15 protein-coding genes and 1 pseudogene are annotated in these 18593 nt (G+C 70.1%); 1 reads left to right on the top strand and 15 read right to left on the bottom strand.

Annotation, left to right across the window (positions count from 1 at the left end):
• Positions 1-47: 47 nt before the first annotated feature.
• From rpoB to rplJ, 14 genes and pseudogenes are all read right to left on the bottom strand, one after another.
• Positions 48-3599 (bottom strand): annotated as a pseudogene (gene rpoB / locus J3P32_RS11170) (DNA-directed RNA polymerase subunit beta); the annotation flags it as partial.
• 272 nt (positions 3600-3871) lie between these two features.
• Entirely contained in the window at positions 3872-4699 is an 828-nt protein-coding gene (locus J3P32_RS11165; RefSeq protein WP_210439824.1) for a J domain-containing protein, read from the bottom strand.
• Positions 4696-5334 (bottom strand): hypothetical protein, encoded by a 639-nt coding sequence (locus tag J3P32_RS11160; RefSeq protein ID WP_210439823.1) that lies wholly within the window; start codon positions 5332-5334, stop codon positions 4696-4698. The genes J3P32_RS11165 and J3P32_RS11160 overlap by 4 nt, the downstream gene beginning before the upstream one ends.
• Complete coding sequence (locus J3P32_RS11155) at positions 5298-6587, bottom strand: MCE family protein (protein ID WP_210439822.1); 1290 nt, start codon at positions 6585-6587, stop codon at positions 5298-5300. The genes J3P32_RS11160 and J3P32_RS11155 overlap by 37 nt, the downstream gene beginning before the upstream one ends.
• Positions 6584-7987: an MCE family protein gene (locus J3P32_RS11150; protein WP_210439821.1), complete on the bottom strand. Its 1404-nt coding sequence runs from the start codon at positions 7985-7987 to the stop codon at positions 6584-6586. The genes J3P32_RS11155 and J3P32_RS11150 overlap by 4 nt, the downstream gene beginning before the upstream one ends.
• On the bottom strand, positions 7984-9129 hold the full coding sequence (locus tag J3P32_RS11145; RefSeq protein WP_210439820.1) for an MCE family protein: 1146 nt from the start codon (positions 9127-9129) through the stop codon (positions 7984-7986). Before J3P32_RS11145 ends, J3P32_RS11150 begins: the two co-directional genes overlap by 4 nt.
• A gap of 3 nt (positions 9130-9132) precedes the next feature.
• Positions 9133-10095: an MCE family protein gene (locus tag J3P32_RS11140; protein ID WP_210439819.1), complete on the bottom strand. Its 963-nt coding sequence runs from the start codon at positions 10093-10095 to the stop codon at positions 9133-9135.
• Positions 10096-10156: 61 nt separating this feature from the next.
• A complete protein-coding gene (locus J3P32_RS11135; protein WP_210439818.1) occupies positions 10157-11194 on the bottom strand; it encodes an MCE family protein in 1038 nt (345 codons plus the stop codon).
• On the bottom strand, positions 11191-12465 hold the full coding sequence (locus J3P32_RS11130; RefSeq protein ID WP_210439817.1) for an MCE family protein: 1275 nt from the start codon (positions 12463-12465) through the stop codon (positions 11191-11193). Before J3P32_RS11130 ends, J3P32_RS11135 begins: the two co-directional genes overlap by 4 nt.
• Before the next feature lie 5 nt (positions 12466-12470).
• A complete protein-coding gene (locus J3P32_RS11125) occupies positions 12471-13295 on the bottom strand; it encodes an MlaE family ABC transporter permease (RefSeq protein WP_210439816.1) in 825 nt (274 codons plus the stop codon).
• A gap of 1 nt (position 13296) precedes the next feature.
• Complete coding sequence (locus J3P32_RS11120; RefSeq protein WP_210440764.1) at positions 13297-14070, bottom strand: MlaE family ABC transporter permease; 774 nt, start codon at positions 14068-14070, stop codon at positions 13297-13299.
• A gap of 18 nt (positions 14071-14088) precedes the next feature.
• Positions 14089-15045 carry an ABC transporter ATP-binding protein gene (locus J3P32_RS11115; RefSeq protein ID WP_210439815.1) on the bottom strand — a complete coding sequence of 319 codons (957 nt, stop codon included), beginning with the start codon at positions 15043-15045 and terminating at the stop codon, positions 14089-14091.
• 208 nt (positions 15046-15253) lie between these two features.
• Complete coding sequence (gene rplL / locus J3P32_RS11110; RefSeq protein WP_210439814.1) at positions 15254-15649, bottom strand: 50S ribosomal protein L7/L12; 396 nt, start codon at positions 15647-15649, stop codon at positions 15254-15256.
• A gap of 81 nt (positions 15650-15730) precedes the next feature.
• Entirely contained in the window at positions 15731-16396 is a 666-nt protein-coding gene (gene rplJ, locus J3P32_RS11105) for a 50S ribosomal protein L10 (RefSeq protein WP_210439813.1), read from the bottom strand.
• Positions 16397-16736: 340 nt separating this feature from the next.
• Between rplJ and J3P32_RS11100 the strand changes: the two genes are divergently transcribed.
• Positions 16737-17672 carry a DnaB-like helicase C-terminal domain-containing protein gene (locus J3P32_RS11100; RefSeq protein WP_210439812.1) on the top strand — a complete coding sequence of 312 codons (936 nt, stop codon included), beginning with the start codon at positions 16737-16739 and terminating at the stop codon, positions 17670-17672.
• 21 nt (positions 17673-17693) lie between these two features.
• On the opposite strand, the gene J3P32_RS11095 is transcribed toward J3P32_RS11100, so the two are convergent.
• A complete protein-coding gene (locus J3P32_RS11095; protein ID WP_210439811.1) occupies positions 17694-18560 on the bottom strand; it encodes a hypothetical protein in 867 nt (288 codons plus the stop codon).
• Positions 18561-18593 lie beyond the last annotated feature (33 nt).

The raw sequence follows: 18593 nt of genomic DNA, 5'->3' as shown, positions 1-18593 counted from the left end.
GGGGACTGAGGTGCGGTACGCCGGCCGGGACCGGCGTACCGCCTCGCTCAGACTTCCTCGACGGAGCTGGGCTCGCGGCGGGACAGGTCGATGCCGAGCTCCTCGGCCGCCCGGAAGACGTCTTCCTCGGCGTCCTTCATCTCGATGGTGGAGCCGTCCTGCGACAGCACCTCCACGTTGAGGCAGAGCGACTGCATCTCCTTGACGAGCACCTTGAACGACTCGGGGATGCCGGAGTCGGGGATGTTCTCGCCCTTCACGATCGCCTCGTAGACCTTCACGCGGCCGGGCACGTCGTCGGACTTGATCGTCAGCAGCTCCTGGAGGGCGTAGGCGGCGCCGTAGGCCTCCATCGCCCAGACCTCCATCTCGCCGAACCGCTGGCCACCGAACTGGGCCTTGCCGCCCAGCGGCTGCTGCGTGATCATCGAGTAGGGGCCGGTCGAGCGAGCGTGGATCTTGTCGTCGACGAGGTGGTGCAGCTTGAGGATGTACATGTAGCCGACCGCCACCGGCTCCGGGAACGGCTCGCCCGAACGACCGTCGAAGAGGTTGGCCTTGCCGTCCTCCTTGACCATCCGCTCACCGTCGCGGTTGGGCAGCGTGGAGCCGAGCAGGCCGGTGATCTCGTCCTCGCGGGCACCGTCGAACACCGGGGTCGCGACCTTGGTGTCGGGGTCGGCCTTGTCGGCACCGATGGCGATGAGCCGCTTCTTCCAGTCGGCCTCGCCCTTCTCGCCGGAGAGGTTGAGGTCCCAGCCCTGCTTGGCCAGCCAGCCGAGGTGCAGCTCGAGGATCTGGCCGATGTTCATGCGACGCGGCACGCCCAGCGGGTTGAGCACGACGTCGACCGGCGTGCCGTCCTCCATGAACGGCATGTCCTCGATCGGCAGGATCTTGGCGATGACGCCCTTGTTGCCGTGGCGTCCGGCGAGCTTGTCGCCGACCGAGATCTTGCGCTTCTGCGCGACGTAGACGCGGACGAGCTGGTTGACGCCCGGGGGCAGGTCGTCGCCGTCCTCGCGGTCGAACACGCGGACGCCGATGACCGTGCCGGACTCGCCGTGCGGCACCTTCATCGAGGTGTCGCGCACCTCGCGCGCCTTCTCGCCGAAGATCGCGCGGAGCAGGCGCTCCTCGGGGGTCAGCTCGGTCTCGCCCTTGGGCGTGACCTTGCCGACGAGGATGTCACCGGTCGTGACCTCGGCGCCGATGCGGATGATGCCGCGCTCGTCGAGGTCGGCGAGACCCTCCTCGGAGACGTTCGGGATGTCCCGCGTGATCTCCTCGGGGCCGAGCTTGGTGTCGCGGGCGTCGACCTCGTGCTCCTCGATGTGGATCGAGGTGAGGATGTCCTCCTGCACCAGGCGCTGGCTGAGGATGATCGCGTCCTCGTAGTTGTGGCCCTGCCACGGCATGAAGGCGACGAGCAGGTTGGTGCCCAGCGCCATCTCGGCGTCGTCGGTGCAGGGGCCGTCGGCGATCGGCGTGCCGACCTCGAGGCGGTCACCGGCCTTCACCAGCGGGCGCTGGTTGATGCAGGTGCCCTGGTTGGAGCGACGGAACTTCGCCATGCGGTAGGTCTGGTAGGTGCCGTCGTCGTTCATCGTCTCGATGGCGTCGGCGGACACCTCCTTGACCACGCCGGCCGCGTCGGCGACCACGACGTCACCGGCGTCGACGGCGGCGCGGTACTCCATGCCGGTGCCGACGAGCGGGCTGTCGCTCGTGATCAGCGGCACGGCCTGGCGCTGCATGTTGGCACCCATGAGCGCGCGGTTGGCGTCGTCGTGCTCGAGGAAGGGGATCAGGGCCGTCGCGACCGACACCATCTGGCGCGGCGAGACGTCCATGTAGTCGACCTCCTCGGCCAGGATCGCGTCGACCTCGCCGTTCTTCTGGCGCACCAGCACGCGCTCCTCGACGAAGCGCATCTCGGCGTCCAGCGGCGCGTTGGCCTGGGCGATGACGTAGCGGTCCTCGTCGTCGGCGGTGAGGTAGTCGATCTGGTCGGTGACCACGCCGCCCACGACCTTGCGGTAGGGCGTCTCGACGAACCCGAAGGGGTTGATCCGGCCGTAGGAGGCGAGCGAGCCGATCAGGCCGATGTTCGGGCCCTCAGGGGTCTCGATCGGGCACATGCGGCCGTAGTGCGACGGGTGGACGTCGCGGACCTCCATGCCGGCGCGGTCGCGGGACAAACCACCGGGACCGAGGGCCGAGAGGCGACGCTTGTGCGTCAGGCCGGCGATCGGGTTGGTCTGGTCCATGAACTGCGAGAGCTGCGAGGTGCCGAAGAACTCCTTCAGCGCCGCGACCACGGGGCGGATGTTGATCAGGGACTGCGGCGTGATCGCCTCGACGTCCTGGGTCGTCATCCGCTCGCGGACCACGCGCTCCATGCGGGCCAGGCCGGTGCGGAGCTGGTTCTGGATGAGCTCGCCGACCGTGCGCATGCGGCGGTTGCCGAAGTGGTCGATGTCGTCGGCCTGGACCTTGACGGGGGCACCGTCAGGACCCTCGACGACGTTGCCCTCGGCGTCGACCAGGTCGGGCGCCTCGACCTGCACACCCGCGGCGTGCAGCTGCACGACGTAGCGGATGGCGGCCACGATGTCGTCGATGGTCAGCGTCTGCTGGTCGAACGCCTCGTGGAGGCCGAGCTTCTTGTTGATCTTGTAGCGGCCGACCTTCGCCAGGTCGTAGCGCTTGGGGTTGAAGTAGTAGTTGTTGAGCAGCGTCTGCGCGGCCTCGGCCGTCGGCGGCTCGCCCGGACGGAGCTTGCGGTAGATGTCGAGCAGCGCGAGGCGGGTGACCTCGTCGTTGACCTGCTCGGCGGTCGGGGCCTCGCCCCGCGCCTTCTTCTGCAGGTCCTCGTAGACGGTCTCGTAGCGGACGCTGTCCTTCTCGAGCGTCAGCATCATGGACTCGTACTGACCGAACTCCTCGCGGATCTGGTCGGTGGTCCAGCCGAGCGCCTTGAGCAGGACGGTGACGTTCTGCTTGCGCTTGCGGTCCAGGCGCACGCCCACCAGGTCGCGCTTGTCGATCTCGAACTCCAGCCACGCGCCGCGGCTCGGGATGAGCTTGGCGGTGAAGACGTCCTTGTCGGAGGTCTTGTCGGGGGTCGACTCGAAGTAGACGCCCGGCGAGCGGACGAGCTGGGACACGACGACCCGCTCGGTGCCGTTGATGATGAAGGTGCCCTTGCGGGTCATCATCGGGAAGTCGCCCATGAAGACCGTCTGGCCCTTGATCTCGCCGGTCTCGTGGTTCATGAACTCCGCCGAGACGTAGAGCGGGCGGGAGTAGGTGAAGTCCTTCTCCTTGCACTCCTCCTCGGTGTACTTCTCGTCCAGGAAGACCGGGTTGTCGAAGGAGAGCATCATCGTCTCGGAGAAGTCCTCGATCGGGGAGATCTCCTCGAAGATCTCCTGCAGACCGGTCTTCTCGGAGACGTCCTCACCGGCAGCCCTGCGGGCGGCCACCGTCTCCTCCCAGCGCTCGTTGCCGACCAGCCAGTCGAAGCTGTCGGTCTGGAGCGAGATGAGGGCGGGAACCTCGAGAGGTTCGGTGATCTTTGCGAAAGAGGTGCGACGGTGGTTTCCAGCGGAGCTGCGCGCGGCCAAGAGGTTTCCTCACAAATGATCAAGTGATCTCGGCGCCGGCCGACCACCGCGACGACCGTCCGGAAGGCGTCGGGCATCTGAGGGCAGGCGCAAGGAGCCACGATAGCGCACTTGTGGACACGCTTCAAACGCGGGGTCGATTCCGGGAAGGACACTGCCACGCGTTGCCACGACTATGAACGCCGGGGCGCCCCGGGTCAAGCAGAACGCGCCGGTTCCCTCCCCCGGGCCACCCCCGCGGGCTAGCCCTGGACCGGCGAGGTGGCGAGGTCGTCGACGAGCCACTCGCCGTCGACGAGCTGCATCGACAGCGTGACCTGGTCCTTGTAGACGACCGGCTCGGCGTTGAGCTTGTTGGTCGTGGGCCGGTCCACGAAGACGAGCACCTGCACCCGCTCGGCGCTGGCGCGCACGATGCCGGACGCCACGACCGACGCCGTCACCCGCGTGCGGGTCTGCGGCGCGTTCTTCTCCAGGACGGCGAAGAGCTTGTCGTACTCCTCGCGGTAGCTCCCGGTCATCAGCGCCTGGGCGGCGCGTTGGTCGGCCTCGAGGTGCTCGTAGTCGTAGGACAGGACCGGGACCACCGCGCGCTCAGCCGCGACCTGGGCCTCCCGGGCGGCGGAGTCGTCACCGCCGGCGTCGTCGCGGGTCCACATCCACGCGGTGGCGACCAGCAGGCCGGCGGCCAGGACGCCGAGCCCGACGAGCAGCCACGACGGCACGCCGCGGCTCGCGCCGGCGGGCCGGTCGGCCAGGGGGGCATCCGGCTGCTCCACGGATCCCGCCTGCTCGTCGGGGGCGACCGTCCCGGGCGCTGCACGGCGCTCCTCGGCCGGCGCGGCCGGGGTCACCGCCGCGTCGTCCGGCCGCTCCGGCGGCAGCGAGGCGTCGTACGCCGTGCGCTCGACCGGGTCGAGCAGCACCTTCGCGGCCCGGTTGAGCGCGTCGAAGCGCCGGTCGCCGGGCTCGAGGTCGGCGATCTGGGTCCGCCAGGCGGCCCGCACCTCCTCGGCCGGGGCGTCGCGCGGCACGTCGAGCAGGTCGTACCAGGTCGGGGCGTCGCTCACGGCGCGCTCCCCTGGGTGGACCCGGCGCCGCCCTGCGGGGCCGTCGGCGAGCCCTCGTCCGGCGCGCTCACCGGGCTGAAGTCGTCGACCAGCCACTCGCCCCCGACCACGACGAGGTCGACGGTGAACCGGAACGGCAGCGGCTCCTGGTCGACCGTGCGCGCCTTCGCGCCGGCGCCCTGCCGGTAGCTGTCGATGAACGCGCCGGCGACCAGCACCCGCGCGGAGTCGTCGTCGATCGAGGACACGGCGGTGGCGAAGACGTCGGTGGTGCGGGTGATGCCGCCCTGGGCGACGAGCTGCTCGGCGGTCGCCACCTCCTTGTCGAAGTCGGCGGCGAACTTCGGCGTGATCACCTCGCGCACCTGCTCGCGGTAGTCGGGCATCTGACCGGAGTCGTCGAGCATGTCGGGGCTGTAGGTGCCCAGGCGCTTGACGAACTGGTCGGTCAGGCTCATCACCTGCTCCCGCTCCTCCGGCAGGTCGAGTCCCCCGTCGGCGGACGCGCGCCCGCCGAGGGCCGACCAGGCCAGCAGCGCGACGCACACGAGCACCACCAGCGCCAGCGCGGCGGCGATCGCGAAGCGGACCCGTGGGGTCAGTCGCGTGCCAGCAGGGGCTGGAGGTAGAGCCACTTCCACGTCTCCTCTCCCAGGCTGCGGGGCGCAACGCTACCGCCCCGCTCCAGGCGCCGGACCTCGGCGGGGTCCGAGGTGAGCGCGCCGGTCTCGGGGTCGTACGCGAAGTCGGCCGGCCCCCACCCGGGCGCGGCTCGCGGCGCCTGGATGTTCTGGGCGCCGCGCGCGTTGCTCTGGGAGGCCGGCTCGGTGCAGCGCGCGTCCTCGTTCATGCCCGTGTTCGTGCCGTCGAGCGGCGAACGGCGGTCCGTGCCCTCGTAGCCGGCGGTGCACACGTGCGGGTCCTGGGTCATCACCATCCCGAAGTGGGCGTCGTAGAGGCCGGTGCCGGGCGACCGGGACACGACCGTGAAGCCGCCCTCGACGACGTACGGGTAGATCACCAGCAGCTGCTCGATGCCGTCGAGGCGCTGGACCACCACCTCACCGGTGGTGACGAGGTTGTTGATCAGGTCGCCGAGCTCGACCTCGTTGGCCTCGAGGAAGACCCGCAGCTCGTCGGCGCCCAGGGAGCCGTCCTCGATGAGCCGGCGCAGGTCCCGGTCGTGGTCGGCGACCGTCGTGGAGAACGCCGAGAGGTCGCGGGCGAAGCGGCGGAAGGCGCCCTCGGAGTCGACCTGGCCGTCGAGGACGGTGTTGCTGTCGCGGATCAGGTCGACGGTCACGTCGAAGTTCTGCTCGGCCGCGGTGATGAACTCGCTGCTGCTGTCGAGGATCGTCTGGAGGTCCTCGCCCGCGCCGCTGAAGGCCTGGCCGAACTCGGAGGTGACGGTGCGGAGGTCGTCCTGGTCCACGCTGCGCACCGTCTCGTCGAGGTGGGTCAGCAAGGTGTCGGTCTGGATCGGCGTGGTGGTCCGGTCGCGGGCGATCTCCGAGCCGTCCGCGAGGTAGGGGCCCCGGTCGCTCTGCGGCTGGAGCTCGACGTACTGCTCGCCCACGGCCGAGCGGTTGCCGACCAGGGCGTGCGCGTCGGCCGGGATGTCGTCGTGCTCGTCGTCGATGTCGAGCACCAGGTCGACGCCGTCGTCGGTGAGGACGAGCTCGCGCACCTCGCCCACGCGCACGCCGCGGTAGGAGACCTCGGCTCCGGCGAACGCGCCACCGGAGTCGGCGAAGTGCGCCACGACGGTGTAGCCCTGGTCGAGGACCAGTCGGTCGAGCCGGGCGTAGCGGGCGCCGACGAAGCTGACCCCGACCAGCGTGATGATGGCGAAGACGAGCAGCTGCACTTTGGTCCGTCGGGTGATCATCGCTGCACCATCCCGGGGACGAGCAGGCTGACCAGCGCCGGGTCGTAGGTCTCCATCAGCTCACCCATCGTCGGGCCCCGCCCGTGCCGTGGCTTCTCGTCGGTCGCGGCACGGGGCAGACCGGTCGGCAGGAGCGTGGGCAGCAGGGTCGTCGGGACGGGCAGGCTCGGCACCTCCGGAAGGCCCGGGATCATGTCGAGCTCGCGGCACACGTCCTTGTCCCGGTTCTCGGACTTTCGGCACTCCTCCCGCAGCTGGACGAGCTTCTCCACGTTGGCCAGCACCTTCCGGCACGCCTCGCTCGTGAGCGAGCCGCTGCGGAGGCAGGCGATGACGTCGGTGACGATCACGGTCGGGTCGATGACCGTCGGCAGGTTGGTGGGCAACGACGGCGTGCTGCTCACGCCACCGGCGATGTCGAGGTCGAGGGTGATCGACAGGTTGGTGTAGTCGCCCATGTGCAGGTTGCGGGCGACCTGCGGGTCGCGGCCCACCACCTCGTCGACGAACGGGTAGGTGAGGAAGACGTGGAAGGCGTTGACGAAGTCGTCCCCGGAGGCCGCCAGCTGGGTGAGCACCGGGTCGAGCCGGCGGAGCGAGGTGATCGTCGCGCCCTTCGAGCGGGCGATGACGTCGACGGCGACCGCGGAGAGCCGGTCGAGCGCCCCCAGCATCTCGACGAGGTCGTCGCGCTGGCGGTCGATGGAGTCGAGCGCGCTCGGCAGCTCGTCGAGCGCCCTGTCGATGGTGGGCAGCTGCTTCTCGGCCGCGAGGGCGAGCCGGTTGAGCGACTCGATCGCGTCGACGATGTCGGCCTTGTTCTCGTCGAGCTGGCCGGTGAACGTCCGCAGGTTGCGCAGCACCGACCGCGCCGAGTCCTCACGCCCCTCGAGCGCGAGGTTGAGCTCCTGGGTGATGCTCTTGAGCTGGGCCACGCCGCCGCCGTTGAGGAGCAGGCTGAGCGCGCCGAGGACCTCCTCGACCTCGGGGTTGCGACCGGCTCGCTCGATCGGGATCAGCTCGCCGTCCTCCAGCGGGTCGGCGACCGCGCCCTCCTCGGGCGCCCTGAGCTCGACGAACTTCTCGCCGAGGAGGCTGGTCTGGCGCAGCTCGGCGACGGCGTTGCCCGGCAGGTCGACGTCGCGGCGGATCTCGAGCGTGACGAGCGCCTGGTAGCCCTGGAGGTCGACGGCGGTCACCTTGCCGACGCTGACGTCGTTGACCTTGACGGTCGACTGCGGCACGAGGTCGAGCACGTCGGCGAACTCGACCTTGATCGTCATCGGGTCCTCGCCGACGTCGGGACCACCCGGCAGCGGCAGCGAGTACACGCTGGCGTCGCACGCGGAGAGCACGAGCGCGGCGAGCATGCCGAGCACGAGGGCCTGGAGCCGCCTCACCGCTCCACCTCCACGAGCCCGCCGAGGGTCGGGTCGAAGACCTCGCGCGCCGGGAGCACCGGCGTGTCGTCCAGGGCCCCCGGCCGCGGGCGGGCGACCAGCTCGGTGATCCGGTCGCAGAGCCGGCCGCTGCGCTCCACCTGCCCGACGAAGCCGCAGAGGAAGGCGGCCGGGTCGATCTCGAGCTGGGTGATGGACTGGCCGAAGTTGGCGCGCGTGTCGAGCGTGCCGGCCTGTGGGTTGTAGGCCATCGCGAGGTTGTTCAGCGCACCCGGGGCGACGTGCAGGATCTCGTCGAGGGCCGCGCGCTGGCGCACGAGCACCTTCGCCACGCGATTGAGGCCGCTGATGTTGCGACTGAGGGAGCCCTTGTTCTCCTCGACGAACTCCTTCACCGCGGTGAGCGCCACCGACAGGTTCCGGGTGGCCGCGACGAGCTCCTCCCGCTCCCCCTCCAGCATGGTGGAGACGTCGGCGAGCGACTGGTTGAACCCCCGGACGGTCTGGTCGTTCTCGGCCAGCGTGTGCATGAACCCCTCCAGCGCCTCGACCGAGCCGAACAGCTCCTCCTTGTTGCCGGCCAGCGTGGCGCTGAGGCGCGAGTAGTCCGCGATGGTCTGTCGGAACGTCGCGCCCTGGCCGCCGAAGTTGTCGGCCGTGACGGCGAGGAGGTCGGACAGCGCGCCGGTCCTGTTGGCACCGCGTGGGCCGAGCGCCACGTTGAGGCGGTCGAGGCTTTCGTAGATCTGGTCGAGCTCCAGCGGCTGCGACGTCCGCTCGACGCCGAGCTCGGCGCCGTCGGCGAGCACGTCGCCGGTGCCGGAGTACGCGGGGGTCAGCTGCACGTAGCGGTCGCCGACCACCGAGGGGGCGATGATCACCGCCTTGGCGTCGGCCGGCAGCCGCACCTCGGCGTCGTACGTCATCGTCACGGTCACGTCCGTGCCGGTGGGCTCGACGCGCGTCACGGTGCCGACGGGCACGCCGAGGACGCGCACGTCGCTGCCCTCGTAGACCGAGATGGCGCGCGGGAAGTGCGCCACCACGGTCTTCGCGGTGTCGCCGCCGAGCACGCTGACGGCCGCCGCGACGACGAAGGCCAGCACGACGAGGGGGACGAGGATGCGCTTCACGAGGTCCATGGGTCAGCCCACCTGCGGGACGGGAGGGAAGTTGGAGATCCAGGTGTCGAACCAGGGACCCGTGCCGAGGGTGTTGGCGAAGACGCGGTAGAACGGCGCCATCAGCCGCAGGCTGCTGTCGATGTTGTCCTCGTTCTTGTGCAGCACCGCGAGCACGTTCTCGAGGTGGGCCAACGCCGGCTTGAGGTCGTCGCGCGACTGCTCGATCAGCCGCGTGAGCTCGCGGGAGAGCCGCGTGGTCGACACGAGCAGGTCGTGCACCGCCTCGCGGCGGGCGACGAGCGCACGGAACAGCACGTCGCTGTCCTCCATCAGCGCGATGATGTCGCGGTCGCGCTCGTCGAGGACGGTCGAGACCCGCTCGAGGTTCACCAGGAGCGTGTTGAGCTGCTCGTCCTTGGCGGCGATGTTCGCGGACAGCCGGCTCAGGCCGCTGAGGGCACCGCGGAACTCGTCGGGGGTGTTGCGGGTGAGGTCGGCGAGCGTGGTCAGCGACTCGGCCAGCTGGTCGGTGTCGATCTGCTCGGACGTGGCGGCCAGGCCCTCGAAGGCCTCGACCACGTCGAACGGCGAGGTGGTGCGCTCGGCCGGGATGGTGGCTCCCTCGTCGAGCTGGCCGCTGCCGGCCGGCTCGAGCGCGAGGAACATCGCACCCAGGATCGTCTTCACCTTGATCGCCGCCCGCGTGTCGGTGCCGAAGTCGGCGCCGTCGTCGACCTTGAAGCTGACCCGCACCTCGTCGCCCGCGAGCTCGACCTCGTCCACCTTGCCGACGCGGACACCGGCGATGCGCACCTCGTCGTCGACCTTCAGGCCGCCCGCCTCGGTGAACATCGCGTGGTAGGTGTCCCCGCCACCGATGATCGGCAGGTCGTCGGCGCGCAGCGCGGCGACCATCACCGTCGCCAGGACGACGAGGCTGACGGCGCCGACGACGACGGGGTTGCGCTCCCTGAAGGGCTTCATGTCGGGGTCCCCTCGACGTTGTTCGGAGCAGCGCAGCAGGGGAGAACGGCGCGGGGTGACGTCATCCGAGATCACACCTGTCGGAGCCGGTCTGGTACTTCACCGGGATCGAGACGTTGCCCGGCAGGTTGACCCGGCCCTGGAACTCGCAGAGGTAGAAGTTGAAGAACGACCCGTAGATCGCGGTGCGGCCGATCTTGTTCAGCTTGATGGGCAGCACCTGCAGGGCACGGTCCAGCTCGGCCTTGTTCCTGTCGACGTTGCCCGCCACGGCTCGCAGCTCGCGGATGTCCTTCACGAAGGGCTCGCGGATGCCGTCGATCAGCGAGGCGGTCTCCACCGACAGCGCGGAGACCTCCTCCAACGAGCCCAGGATCGCGTGACGGTCCTTCTTCAGCCCACCGACCAGGGTGCGGAACGACCGGATCAGGCGGGTCAGCTGCTTGTCACGGTCGGCGACGTGGTCGAGCACGAGCGACAGGTTGTCGATCAGCTCGCCGATGACCTCGTCGCGGTCGGCCAGCGTCGAGGTGACCGACGCGGTGTGCGCGAGCAGTCCCTCGAGGGTGCCGCCCTCGCCCTGGAAGACCTGGATGAGCTCGTAGGACAGCTGGTTGACGTCCTCGGGGGACAGCGCCTGGAACAGCGGCTTGAAGCCGTTGAAGAGCACCGTCAGGTCGAGGGCGGGCTTCGTGCGGGAGACGGGGATGGTCGAGCCCGCAGGCAGGCGGGCGGTGTCGCCGACCTCCTGGGTGAGGGAGATGTAGCGCTGCCCGACGAGGTTGCGGTAGCGGATGGCCGCGTTGGTCCCGCCGTTGACGGGCGTGCCCTTGTCCACGGAGAACGTCACGAGCGCCCGGGTGCGGTCGACGATCTCGACGTCCTCGACCGTGCCGACGCGGACACCCGCGACGCGGATGTCGTCACCCTTCGTGACGCCGGTGGCGTCGGTGAACTCGGCGCTGTACTCGCGCGACGAGCCGAACCCGAGGTTGCCGATGGTCACGACGAGCACCGTCGTGGCGAGGGAGGTCACCACGACGAAGACCAGCAGCTTGACCAGGTCGAGGGACGTCTTCTTGTCCAGCACCGCGCTCATCGCAGCGACACCTCCGCGCCGCGCGCCATCGGCCCGACCAGGAGGACGCCCAGGTCGGGCACGTCGTCGGCGCTCACGCCGAGCCCCGGCGCGAGCAGCGCCTTGAGCAGCGCGGCCTCGTCGCGGCCGCCGGCGAAGCCGGCGGCGGTCCCCGACCAGCCGGGGCCGACCCGGCTCGTGCCCTTGCCGGTGGGCTCGTCGATGCCGTCGACGAAGTCGGGCTGGTGGGTCACCGGGTTGCTCTGCGACCACGGCGGGGACGGGAGCCGGCCGCAGTAGTAGCCGCGCTTGTCGCCGTAGACGGGCGCGTCCTGGGGCCCGTAGCCGCGGGGCTGGTTGGGGAGGGTCTCGAGCACGATGTGGAGGGTGAACCCGCGGAACGCCTCCGCCTGGAGCTTGCCGGCCCCGACGATGCCGCCCAGCAGGCACGGGTAGCCGGGCGCGTAGCGGGCGAACACGTCGAGCTGGGCGGCGGCCAGGTCGCCGAGGCGGACCAGGTTGTCGCCGTTGGTCCGGGTGAACCGCTCCGCGACGGACGCGAACTGCGAGACGTCGTTGAAGAGCGCCTGGAGCTTGTCCTCCCGGTCCTCGAGCGTGGAGGTGGTGGTGATGGTGTTGCGCAGGATGGTCGCGACCTCGGGCAGCACGTCGGCGTACGTGTCGGACACCTCGGCGGTCAGCCGGAGGTCCTCGACGAGGGCCGGGAGCTCGGGGTTGAACCGGGTCAGGTAGCGGTCGAGGGTCTCGATCGTCTCGCCCAGCTGCTCGCCGCGGCCCTCCAGCGCGGTCGCGACCGCGTTCAGGGTGGTGTTGAGGTCGGCAGGCTGGACGGCGCGCAGCAGGGGGTAGAGGTCGCTGAGGACCTGCTCGACCTCGATCGAGAGGTCGGTGCGCTCGATGACGTCGCCGTCGGCGATCGGCTGGGCGGAGGAGCCGCCGTCGGGCACGACGAGGGAGACGAACTTCTCGCCGAAGAGCGTCTTGGGCAGGATCGAGGCGGTGACGTCGCGCGGGATGTCGGTGGTGCGGTCCTGGTAGAGGCCGAGCGTGATGTCGGCGCCCTCGGTCGTGGGCTCGTAGTCGAGCACCTCGCCCACGATCACGCCCTTGATCTTCACGTCGGCCCGGTGCGGCAGCTGCAGGCCGATCCTCGACGCCTTGACCGTGACCTCGTCGTAGTCGCTGAACTTCTTCGTGAACACGGCGTAGGTCGCCCACACCGCGGCGAGCATCAGGACGAGGAAGACGACGCCCAGGGACTTGGTCCTCATGCCGCTCACCCCGCCAGCCGGACGGTCGTGGAGGCGCCCCAGATCGCCATGGACAGCAGCAGGTCCAGCACGTTGATCGCGACGATGCTGGTGCGCACGGCGCGACCCACGGCGACGCCGACCCCGGCGGGACCGCCGGAGGCGTTGTAGCCGTGGTAGCAGTGGATGAGGATCACCGTGACGGCGAAGACGAGGACCTTGCCGAAGGACCAGAGCACGTCACCCGGCGGCAGGAACGCGTTGAAGTAGTGGTCGTAGGTGCCGGCGGACTGGCCGTAGACCTGGGTCACGACCAACCGGCTGGCGAAGTACGACGACAGCAGGCCCACGACGTAGAGCGGGATGATGGCGATCAGGCCGCCGACCACGCGGGTGGCGACGAGGAACGGCATCGACGGGATGGCCATCACCTCGAGGGCGTCGACCTCCTCCGAGATCCGCATCGCGCCGAGCTGGGCGGTGAACCCGCAGCCGACGGTCGCGGCCAACGCGATGCCGGCCACGAGCGGCGCGATCTCGCGCGTGTTGAAGTACGCCGAGACGAAGCCGGAGAAGGCCGCGGTGCCGAGCTGGTTCAGCGCGGCGTAGCCCGAGAGCCCGACCTGGGCGCCGGTGAAGAAGGTCATGCCGATGATCACGCCGACGGTGCCGCCGATGACGGCGAGCGCGCCCGAGCCGAGGGTCACCTCGGCGAGGATGCGCATGATCTCGCGCGGGTAGCGGGTGACGGAGCGGGGCACGGCCCGCAGCACCTTGAGGTGGAACGCCAGCTGGCCCCCGAGGTCGTCGAGGGAGGCGAGCGGCTTGGCGTAGACGTCGCGGAGGGCCATCTCACCCGCCCTTCGGCGGCACGACCTGGAGGTAGATCATGCTGAGGACGAAGTTGGCGATGAAGAGCAGCAGGAACGTGATGACGACCGACTCGTTGACCGCGTCGCCGACGCCCTTCGGGCCGCCGTTGGCGTTCATGCCCTTGTAGGACGCGACGATCGCGGCGATCAGGCCGAAGACCAGCGCCTTGAGCAGGCCGATCCACAGGTCCGGCAGCTGCGCGAGGGCGGTGAAGCTGGCGAGGTAGGCGCCGGGCGTGCCGTCCTGGAGGACCACGTTGAAGACGTAGCCGCCGGTCACGCCGACGACGCTCACCATGCCGTTGAGGAAGAACGCGACCAGCATGCACGCGAGCACGCGGGGCACGACGAGACGCTGGATCGGGTCGATGCCCAGCACCATCATGGCGTCGAGCTCCTCGCGGATCTTCCGGGCCCCGAGGTCGGCGGCGATGGCCGAGCCGCCCGCGCCGGCGATCAGCAGTGCCGTGCCGATCGGAGCCGCCTGCTGGACGACGGCGAGCACGGAGGCGGAGCCGGTGAAGGACTGCGCGCCGAACTGCTTGATCAGCCCGCCCACCTGCAGCGCGATCACCGCGCCGAACGGGATGGCCACGAGCGCCGTGGGGACGATGGTGACCGACGCGATGAACCAGGCCTGCTGGATGAACTCGCGCAGCTGGAAGGGGCGCCGGAACAGCGCGCGAGCCACGTCGAGGGCGAAGGCGAAGAGGTTGCCTGCGACCCCGATGGGCGCGAGCGCGCGCGAGGACATGGACGTGGCCACGGGACGTCAGACCCCCGGGGCCAGGCCGGCGTTGCTGGACTGGAACGAGCCGGGCGGCGGCGTGACGCCGTTCTCGCGGCACCACTCCCCCGCCGGACGCTGGCTGCGGCGCGGGATGCCGTTGGAGGGGTCGAGCTGGAGCGGGATCGGCGGCAGCGGCGGGAGCTCCTGGCCCGCCTCGGCGGCGAGCTCGTCGGCGTCCTTCTCCTCGGACATGCCGATCGGGCCGACGCGCTGGGCGTTGAGGAACTGGCGCACCACGGGCTCCTCGGAGCTGAGCAGCTGCTCGCGGGGACCGAACATCGCGAGGTGGCGGTGGTAGAGCAGCCCGATGTTGTCCGGCACGGTCCGGGCGGTGTTGATGTCGTGGGTGACGATGAGGAACGTCGCGTCGATCTGGGCGTTGAGGTCGACGATGAGCTGGTTGAGGAACGCCGTGCGCACCGGGTCGAGCCCCGAGTCGGGCTCGTCGAAGAGCACGATCTCCGGGTCCAGCACGAGGGCCCGGGCGAGGCCGGCGCGCTTGCGCATGCCGCCCGAGATCTCGCCGGGGAGCTTGTCCTCGGCACCGAGCAGGCCGACGAGGTCCATCTTCTCCATGACGATGTCGCGGATCTCGGACTCGGACTTCCTCGTGTGCTCGCGCAGCGGGAAGGCGACGTTGTCGTAGAGGTTCATCGAGCCGAACATCGCGCCGTCCTGGAACAGCACGCCGAAGAGCTTGCGGATCTCGTAGAGCTCACGCTCGGAGCAGCTCGCGATGTCGGTGCCCTCGATGACGATCGAGCCCTTGTCGGGCTTGAGCAGCCCGATGAGCGTCTTGAGGAAGACCGACTTGCCGGTTCCCGACGGACCGAGCATCACGCAGATCTCGCCGGCGGGGACGGTGAGCGTCACGTCGCCCCAGATGAGCTGCTTGCCGAAGGACTTGCTGAGGTCGTGGACCTGGATCTCCACACCCATCCGCGCACTTCCTCCCTTCGGGCTCAGGTCCGGTCCGAGCGGCCCCCGCCCGCTACTCCTGAGTAGTCCAACGTCGGACCCGGCGAGAGGTTACGCGTCGGTGCGACGCTCGTCACTGCAGGGGCCCGGGACGCGCCGAGGGCGGCCACCCCGGTGTGGGGTGGCCGCCCTCGGACGGTCGACGGCCGGCGGACCGGCCGTCAGTGGGTCACTTGACCGTGACGGTGGCGCCGGCGGCCTCGAGGGCCTCCTTCGCCTTGTCCGCGGTCTCCTTGTTGGCGTTCTCGAGGATCGTCTTGGGGGCGGCCTCGACGAGGTCCTTGGCCTCCTTCAGACCGAGGGAGGTCAGGGCGCGCACCTCCTTGATGACGTTGATCTTCTTGTCGCCGGCGGCCTCGAGGACGACCTCGAACTCGTCCTTCTCCTCGACGGCGGCGGCGTCGCCACCGGCGGCACCACCGGCGGCCGGGGCGGCGGCCACGGCGACGGGGGCGGCGGCGGTGACGCCGAAGGTGTCCTCGAACTGCTTCACGAACTCGGAGAGCTCGATCAGGGTCATCTCCTTGAACGCGTCAAGGAGCTCGTCGGTGCTGAGCTTCGCCATGGTGGCGGTTCCTTCCGTGTGTGGCGCGGCCGCGGTGGTGCGGGCCGTGCCGGGTTTCAGGTGGTGTACGTCGGCCTGGGCTCAGGCGTCGGTGGACTCGGCGGCCGGCTCGGCAGCCTCGTCGGTCGCCTCGGTCTCGGCGGCTCCCTCGGACGAGGGGGCCTCCTCCGCCGGGGCGTCCTCGGCAGCCGGAGCAGCCGGCGTACCGGCACCACCTGCGAGGATCGAGGGGTCCTGCTCGGCCTTGGCCTGCAGCGCACCCGCGAGACGGGCGGCCTGGGCGATCGGGGCGTTGAGCAGGTAGACGGCCTGGGAGAGGCTCGCGAGCATCGCGCCCGCCAGCTTGCCCAGCAGCACCTCGCGCGACTCGAGGTCGGCCAGCTTGGCCACCTCGGACGCGTCGAGCGGCTTGCCGTCGAGGACTCCACCCTTGATGACAAGGGCGGGGTTCGCCTTGGCAAAGTCACGCAGACCCTTGGCGGCCTCGACCACGTCTCCATTGATGAAGGCGATGGCGGTGGGGCCGGTCAGCAGGTCGTCGAAGCCGTCGATGCCCACCTCGGTGGCGGCGATCTTGGCCAGCGTGTTCTTGACCACGGCGTAGTTGGCGTTCTCGCCGAGGGAGCGCCGCAGGTCCTGCAGCTGCTTCACGGTGAGCCCGCGGTACTCGGTCAGCACAGCGCCGGCGGAGTCGTTGAAGGACTCAACGATCTCTGCGACGGCGGCAGTCTTCTCTGGCCGCGCCATGGGTCTCCTTCCGGGGTTGACCACCGGCGTCGGGCCCACAGACGACGAACGCCCTGAGCGCAGGCTCAGGGCGTGATCGCGGCGTGCGCCGCTGCTCTGTCACCTGCGCCGGCCGTCCGCTGCTGCGGACCTTCGGTCACGGGCGGGGAGCCCGGGACAACCTGCGGTCTCTGGTTTCGAGTGGCAACAGTACGCGCCCGGTGGGGACCCGACAAATCGGCGCGGCTCGCCGGCGAAACCGCGCAATCCTCCCACGGCGGGCACCCATCACTGGTTCCATGTGCGCGTGGATCATCAGCTCTTGACCGTCGGGGCCTCGCTGGCCCGTAGCGACGAACGCATGCTCACCGGACGCAACGCGGCGGGGCGCGTCTGGAGGACCGGCTTCGGCGGGCTCGACCCGTTGATCGGTGGCGGGATGCGGGCCGGCTCGCTGGTCCTCCTCGCCGGCCCGCAGGGCCTCGGCAAGTCGACCTTCGCCCTGCAGGTGGCGCGCAACAACGCCGCGACCGGCCGTCCGGTGCTCTACTTCTCCTACGAGCACGACGCCGAGGACCTCACGCAGAAGCTGATCGCCCTCGAGGCCGGCGAGCTCGACGAGTCCGACCAGGTGCGGGTCGGCAGCATCCGCTCGATCTTCGACGACCTGTGGGTCAGCTCGCTGGAGCACCGGCTGGAGTCGGTGCCCTCGGGCGTGGAGGCGCTGGCCAAGGTCGCGCAGTACTCCGAGATGCTCTTCGTGCACCGCTCGACCGGCAGCCGCACCGACCTGGCGGCGATCCAGGCCGCGATCGAGGCGGTGCGCGAGCTGACGGGGACCACGCCGCTCGTGGTCGTCGACTACCTGCAGAAGGTGAAGTCTCACCACCTCGACGAGGAGGCCAGCACGACCGAGGTCGTCGAGGGGCTGAAGGACCTCGCGATCGACATCAACGCCCCGGTGCTGGCCGTCGCGGCAGCCGACAAGGCGGCGCTGCGCTCCGGCAGGAGGATGCGGGCCAACGACCTGCGCGGGTCGAGCGCGCTGGCCTACGAGGCCGACGTCGTGCTGGTGCTCAACAACAAGTTCGACATCGTGGCGCGCCACCACCTGACCTACGACCTCGGCAACGCCGAGCGGTTCCGCGACTACGCGGTGCTGACGGTCGAGAAGAACCGGTTCGGCCGCGACGGCGCGGTGCTGCAGTTCCGCACGCGCTTCGACCAGGGCCGCTTCGAGCCGGAGGGCACCGAGGTCAAGGAGCAGCTGATCGACGAGCGGGTCTTCCGCGACTGACCCGCTCGCCGACCGCGGGCGTCACATGCCCGGCTGCTCGGTGACCTGCCCGGCCGGGGGCTCCTCGATCTCCACGTCGAGGCCGAAGTCGGAGTAGGTGCCCTCGGTGGTCGAGGTCGTCGGCTGGCCGCCACCGACCGCCGGGACCTCCAGCGTCTGCGCGAACCTCCGCGGCAGGTCGTCGGCGTCGACCCACATCTCGGTCACCATCTCCTCGGGAAGCATGTCGGCCATCGCGGCCGGGAACTCCATGGCGTCGAGGTACTGCGAGGGGTCGAGGGTGATCCGGTAGTGGTTGGTCTCGACGCCGTCGACCTCCTCGGAGCCCACGAGCTCGAGCTTCTTCGGGGCCTCCATCGCCTTGAACATGACCTCGGGGTCGGTGGCCTTGCCGATCATGCCGAAAAGCGAGTTCGGGTCGCTCAGGTCGATCTTGAGCCACTTGCCGCCGGTGCCGAGCTCGGGCGACTTCATGTACATCGCCTTGCCCAGGAGGATCATCTCCATGGCCTGGGCGCCCGTGCTGGACGCCTGCATCTCGATGCCCGCGTCGCTGAACCGGGCCTCGCCGGTCATCGTCTGGGTCTGGCCCGCGGTGCCGGTGGTCGTCTCGAAGGCGAAGGTCTCGGCCTCGCGCATCGCGTCCATCACCGACGGGTAGAAGTCGTCGGCGGTGAGCTCGGCCGGCGACGCCTCGGCCGGGTCCTCCGTCTCGGTCTCCGCCTCCTCGGCCGGCTCCTCGGGGGAGGCGGACTCCGAGCCCTCGTCGGTGGCGGAGCTCGAGGTGTCGCCGGAGCCGGAGTCGTCGCTGCACGCGGCGAGCCCGACTCCCAGGGTCAGCACCAGGGCGGCGGAGCCGAGGCGGCGGGCGAGGGACGGGACGCGCATGTGGGTCTCCTGGACGGATGTCTCGACGGATGA

It is taken from the genome of Nocardioides xinjiangensis (genome assembly GCF_017916385.1).
In the GTDB taxonomy this organism is placed as follows: domain Bacteria; phylum Actinomycetota; class Actinomycetes; order Propionibacteriales; family Nocardioidaceae; genus Nocardioides; species Nocardioides xinjiangensis.
Note: the sequence above shows the minus strand (reverse complement) of the source record. Positions and strands in the feature narration are given on the sequence as shown.

Excerpts from the sequence above, each read along its gene's own strand:
- J3P32_RS11155 (WP_210439822.1), bottom strand. The coding sequence starts at position 6,587 with ATGATCACCCGACGGACCAAAGTGCAGCTGCTCGTCTTCGCCATCATC.
- J3P32_RS11145 (WP_210439820.1), bottom strand. The coding sequence starts at position 9,129 with ATGGACCTCGTGAAGCGCATCCTCGTCCCCCTCGTCGTGCTGGCCTTC.
- J3P32_RS11140 (WP_210439819.1), bottom strand. The coding sequence starts at position 10,095 with ATGAAGCCCTTCAGGGAGCGCAACCCCGTCGTCGTCGGCGCCGTCAGC.
- J3P32_RS11135 (WP_210439818.1), bottom strand. The coding sequence starts at position 11,194 with ATGAGCGCGGTGCTGGACAAGAAGACGTCCCTCGACCTGGTCAAGCTG.
- J3P32_RS11130 (WP_210439817.1), bottom strand. The coding sequence starts at position 12,465 with ATGAGGACCAAGTCCCTGGGCGTCGTCTTCCTCGTCCTGATGCTCGCC.
- J3P32_RS11125 (WP_210439816.1), bottom strand. The coding sequence starts at position 13,295 with ATGGCCCTCCGCGACGTCTACGCCAAGCCGCTCGCCTCCCTCGACGAC.
- J3P32_RS11120 (WP_210440764.1), bottom strand. The coding sequence starts at position 14,070 with ATGTCCTCGCGCGCGCTCGCGCCCATCGGGGTCGCAGGCAACCTCTTC.
- J3P32_RS11115 (WP_210439815.1), bottom strand. The coding sequence starts at position 15,045 with ATGGGTGTGGAGATCCAGGTCCACGACCTCAGCAAGTCCTTCGGCAAG.
- rplL (WP_210439814.1), bottom strand. The coding sequence starts at position 15,649 with ATGGCGAAGCTCAGCACCGACGAGCTCCTTGACGCGTTCAAGGAGATG.
- rplJ (WP_210439813.1), bottom strand. The coding sequence starts at position 16,396 with ATGGCGCGGCCAGAGAAGACTGCCGCCGTCGCAGAGATCGTTGAGTCC.
- J3P32_RS11100 (WP_210439812.1), top strand. The coding sequence starts at position 16,737 with ATGCTCACCGGACGCAACGCGGCGGGGCGCGTCTGGAGGACCGGCTTC.
- J3P32_RS11095 (WP_210439811.1), bottom strand. The coding sequence starts at position 18,560 with ATGCGCGTCCCGTCCCTCGCCCGCCGCCTCGGCTCCGCCGCCCTGGTG.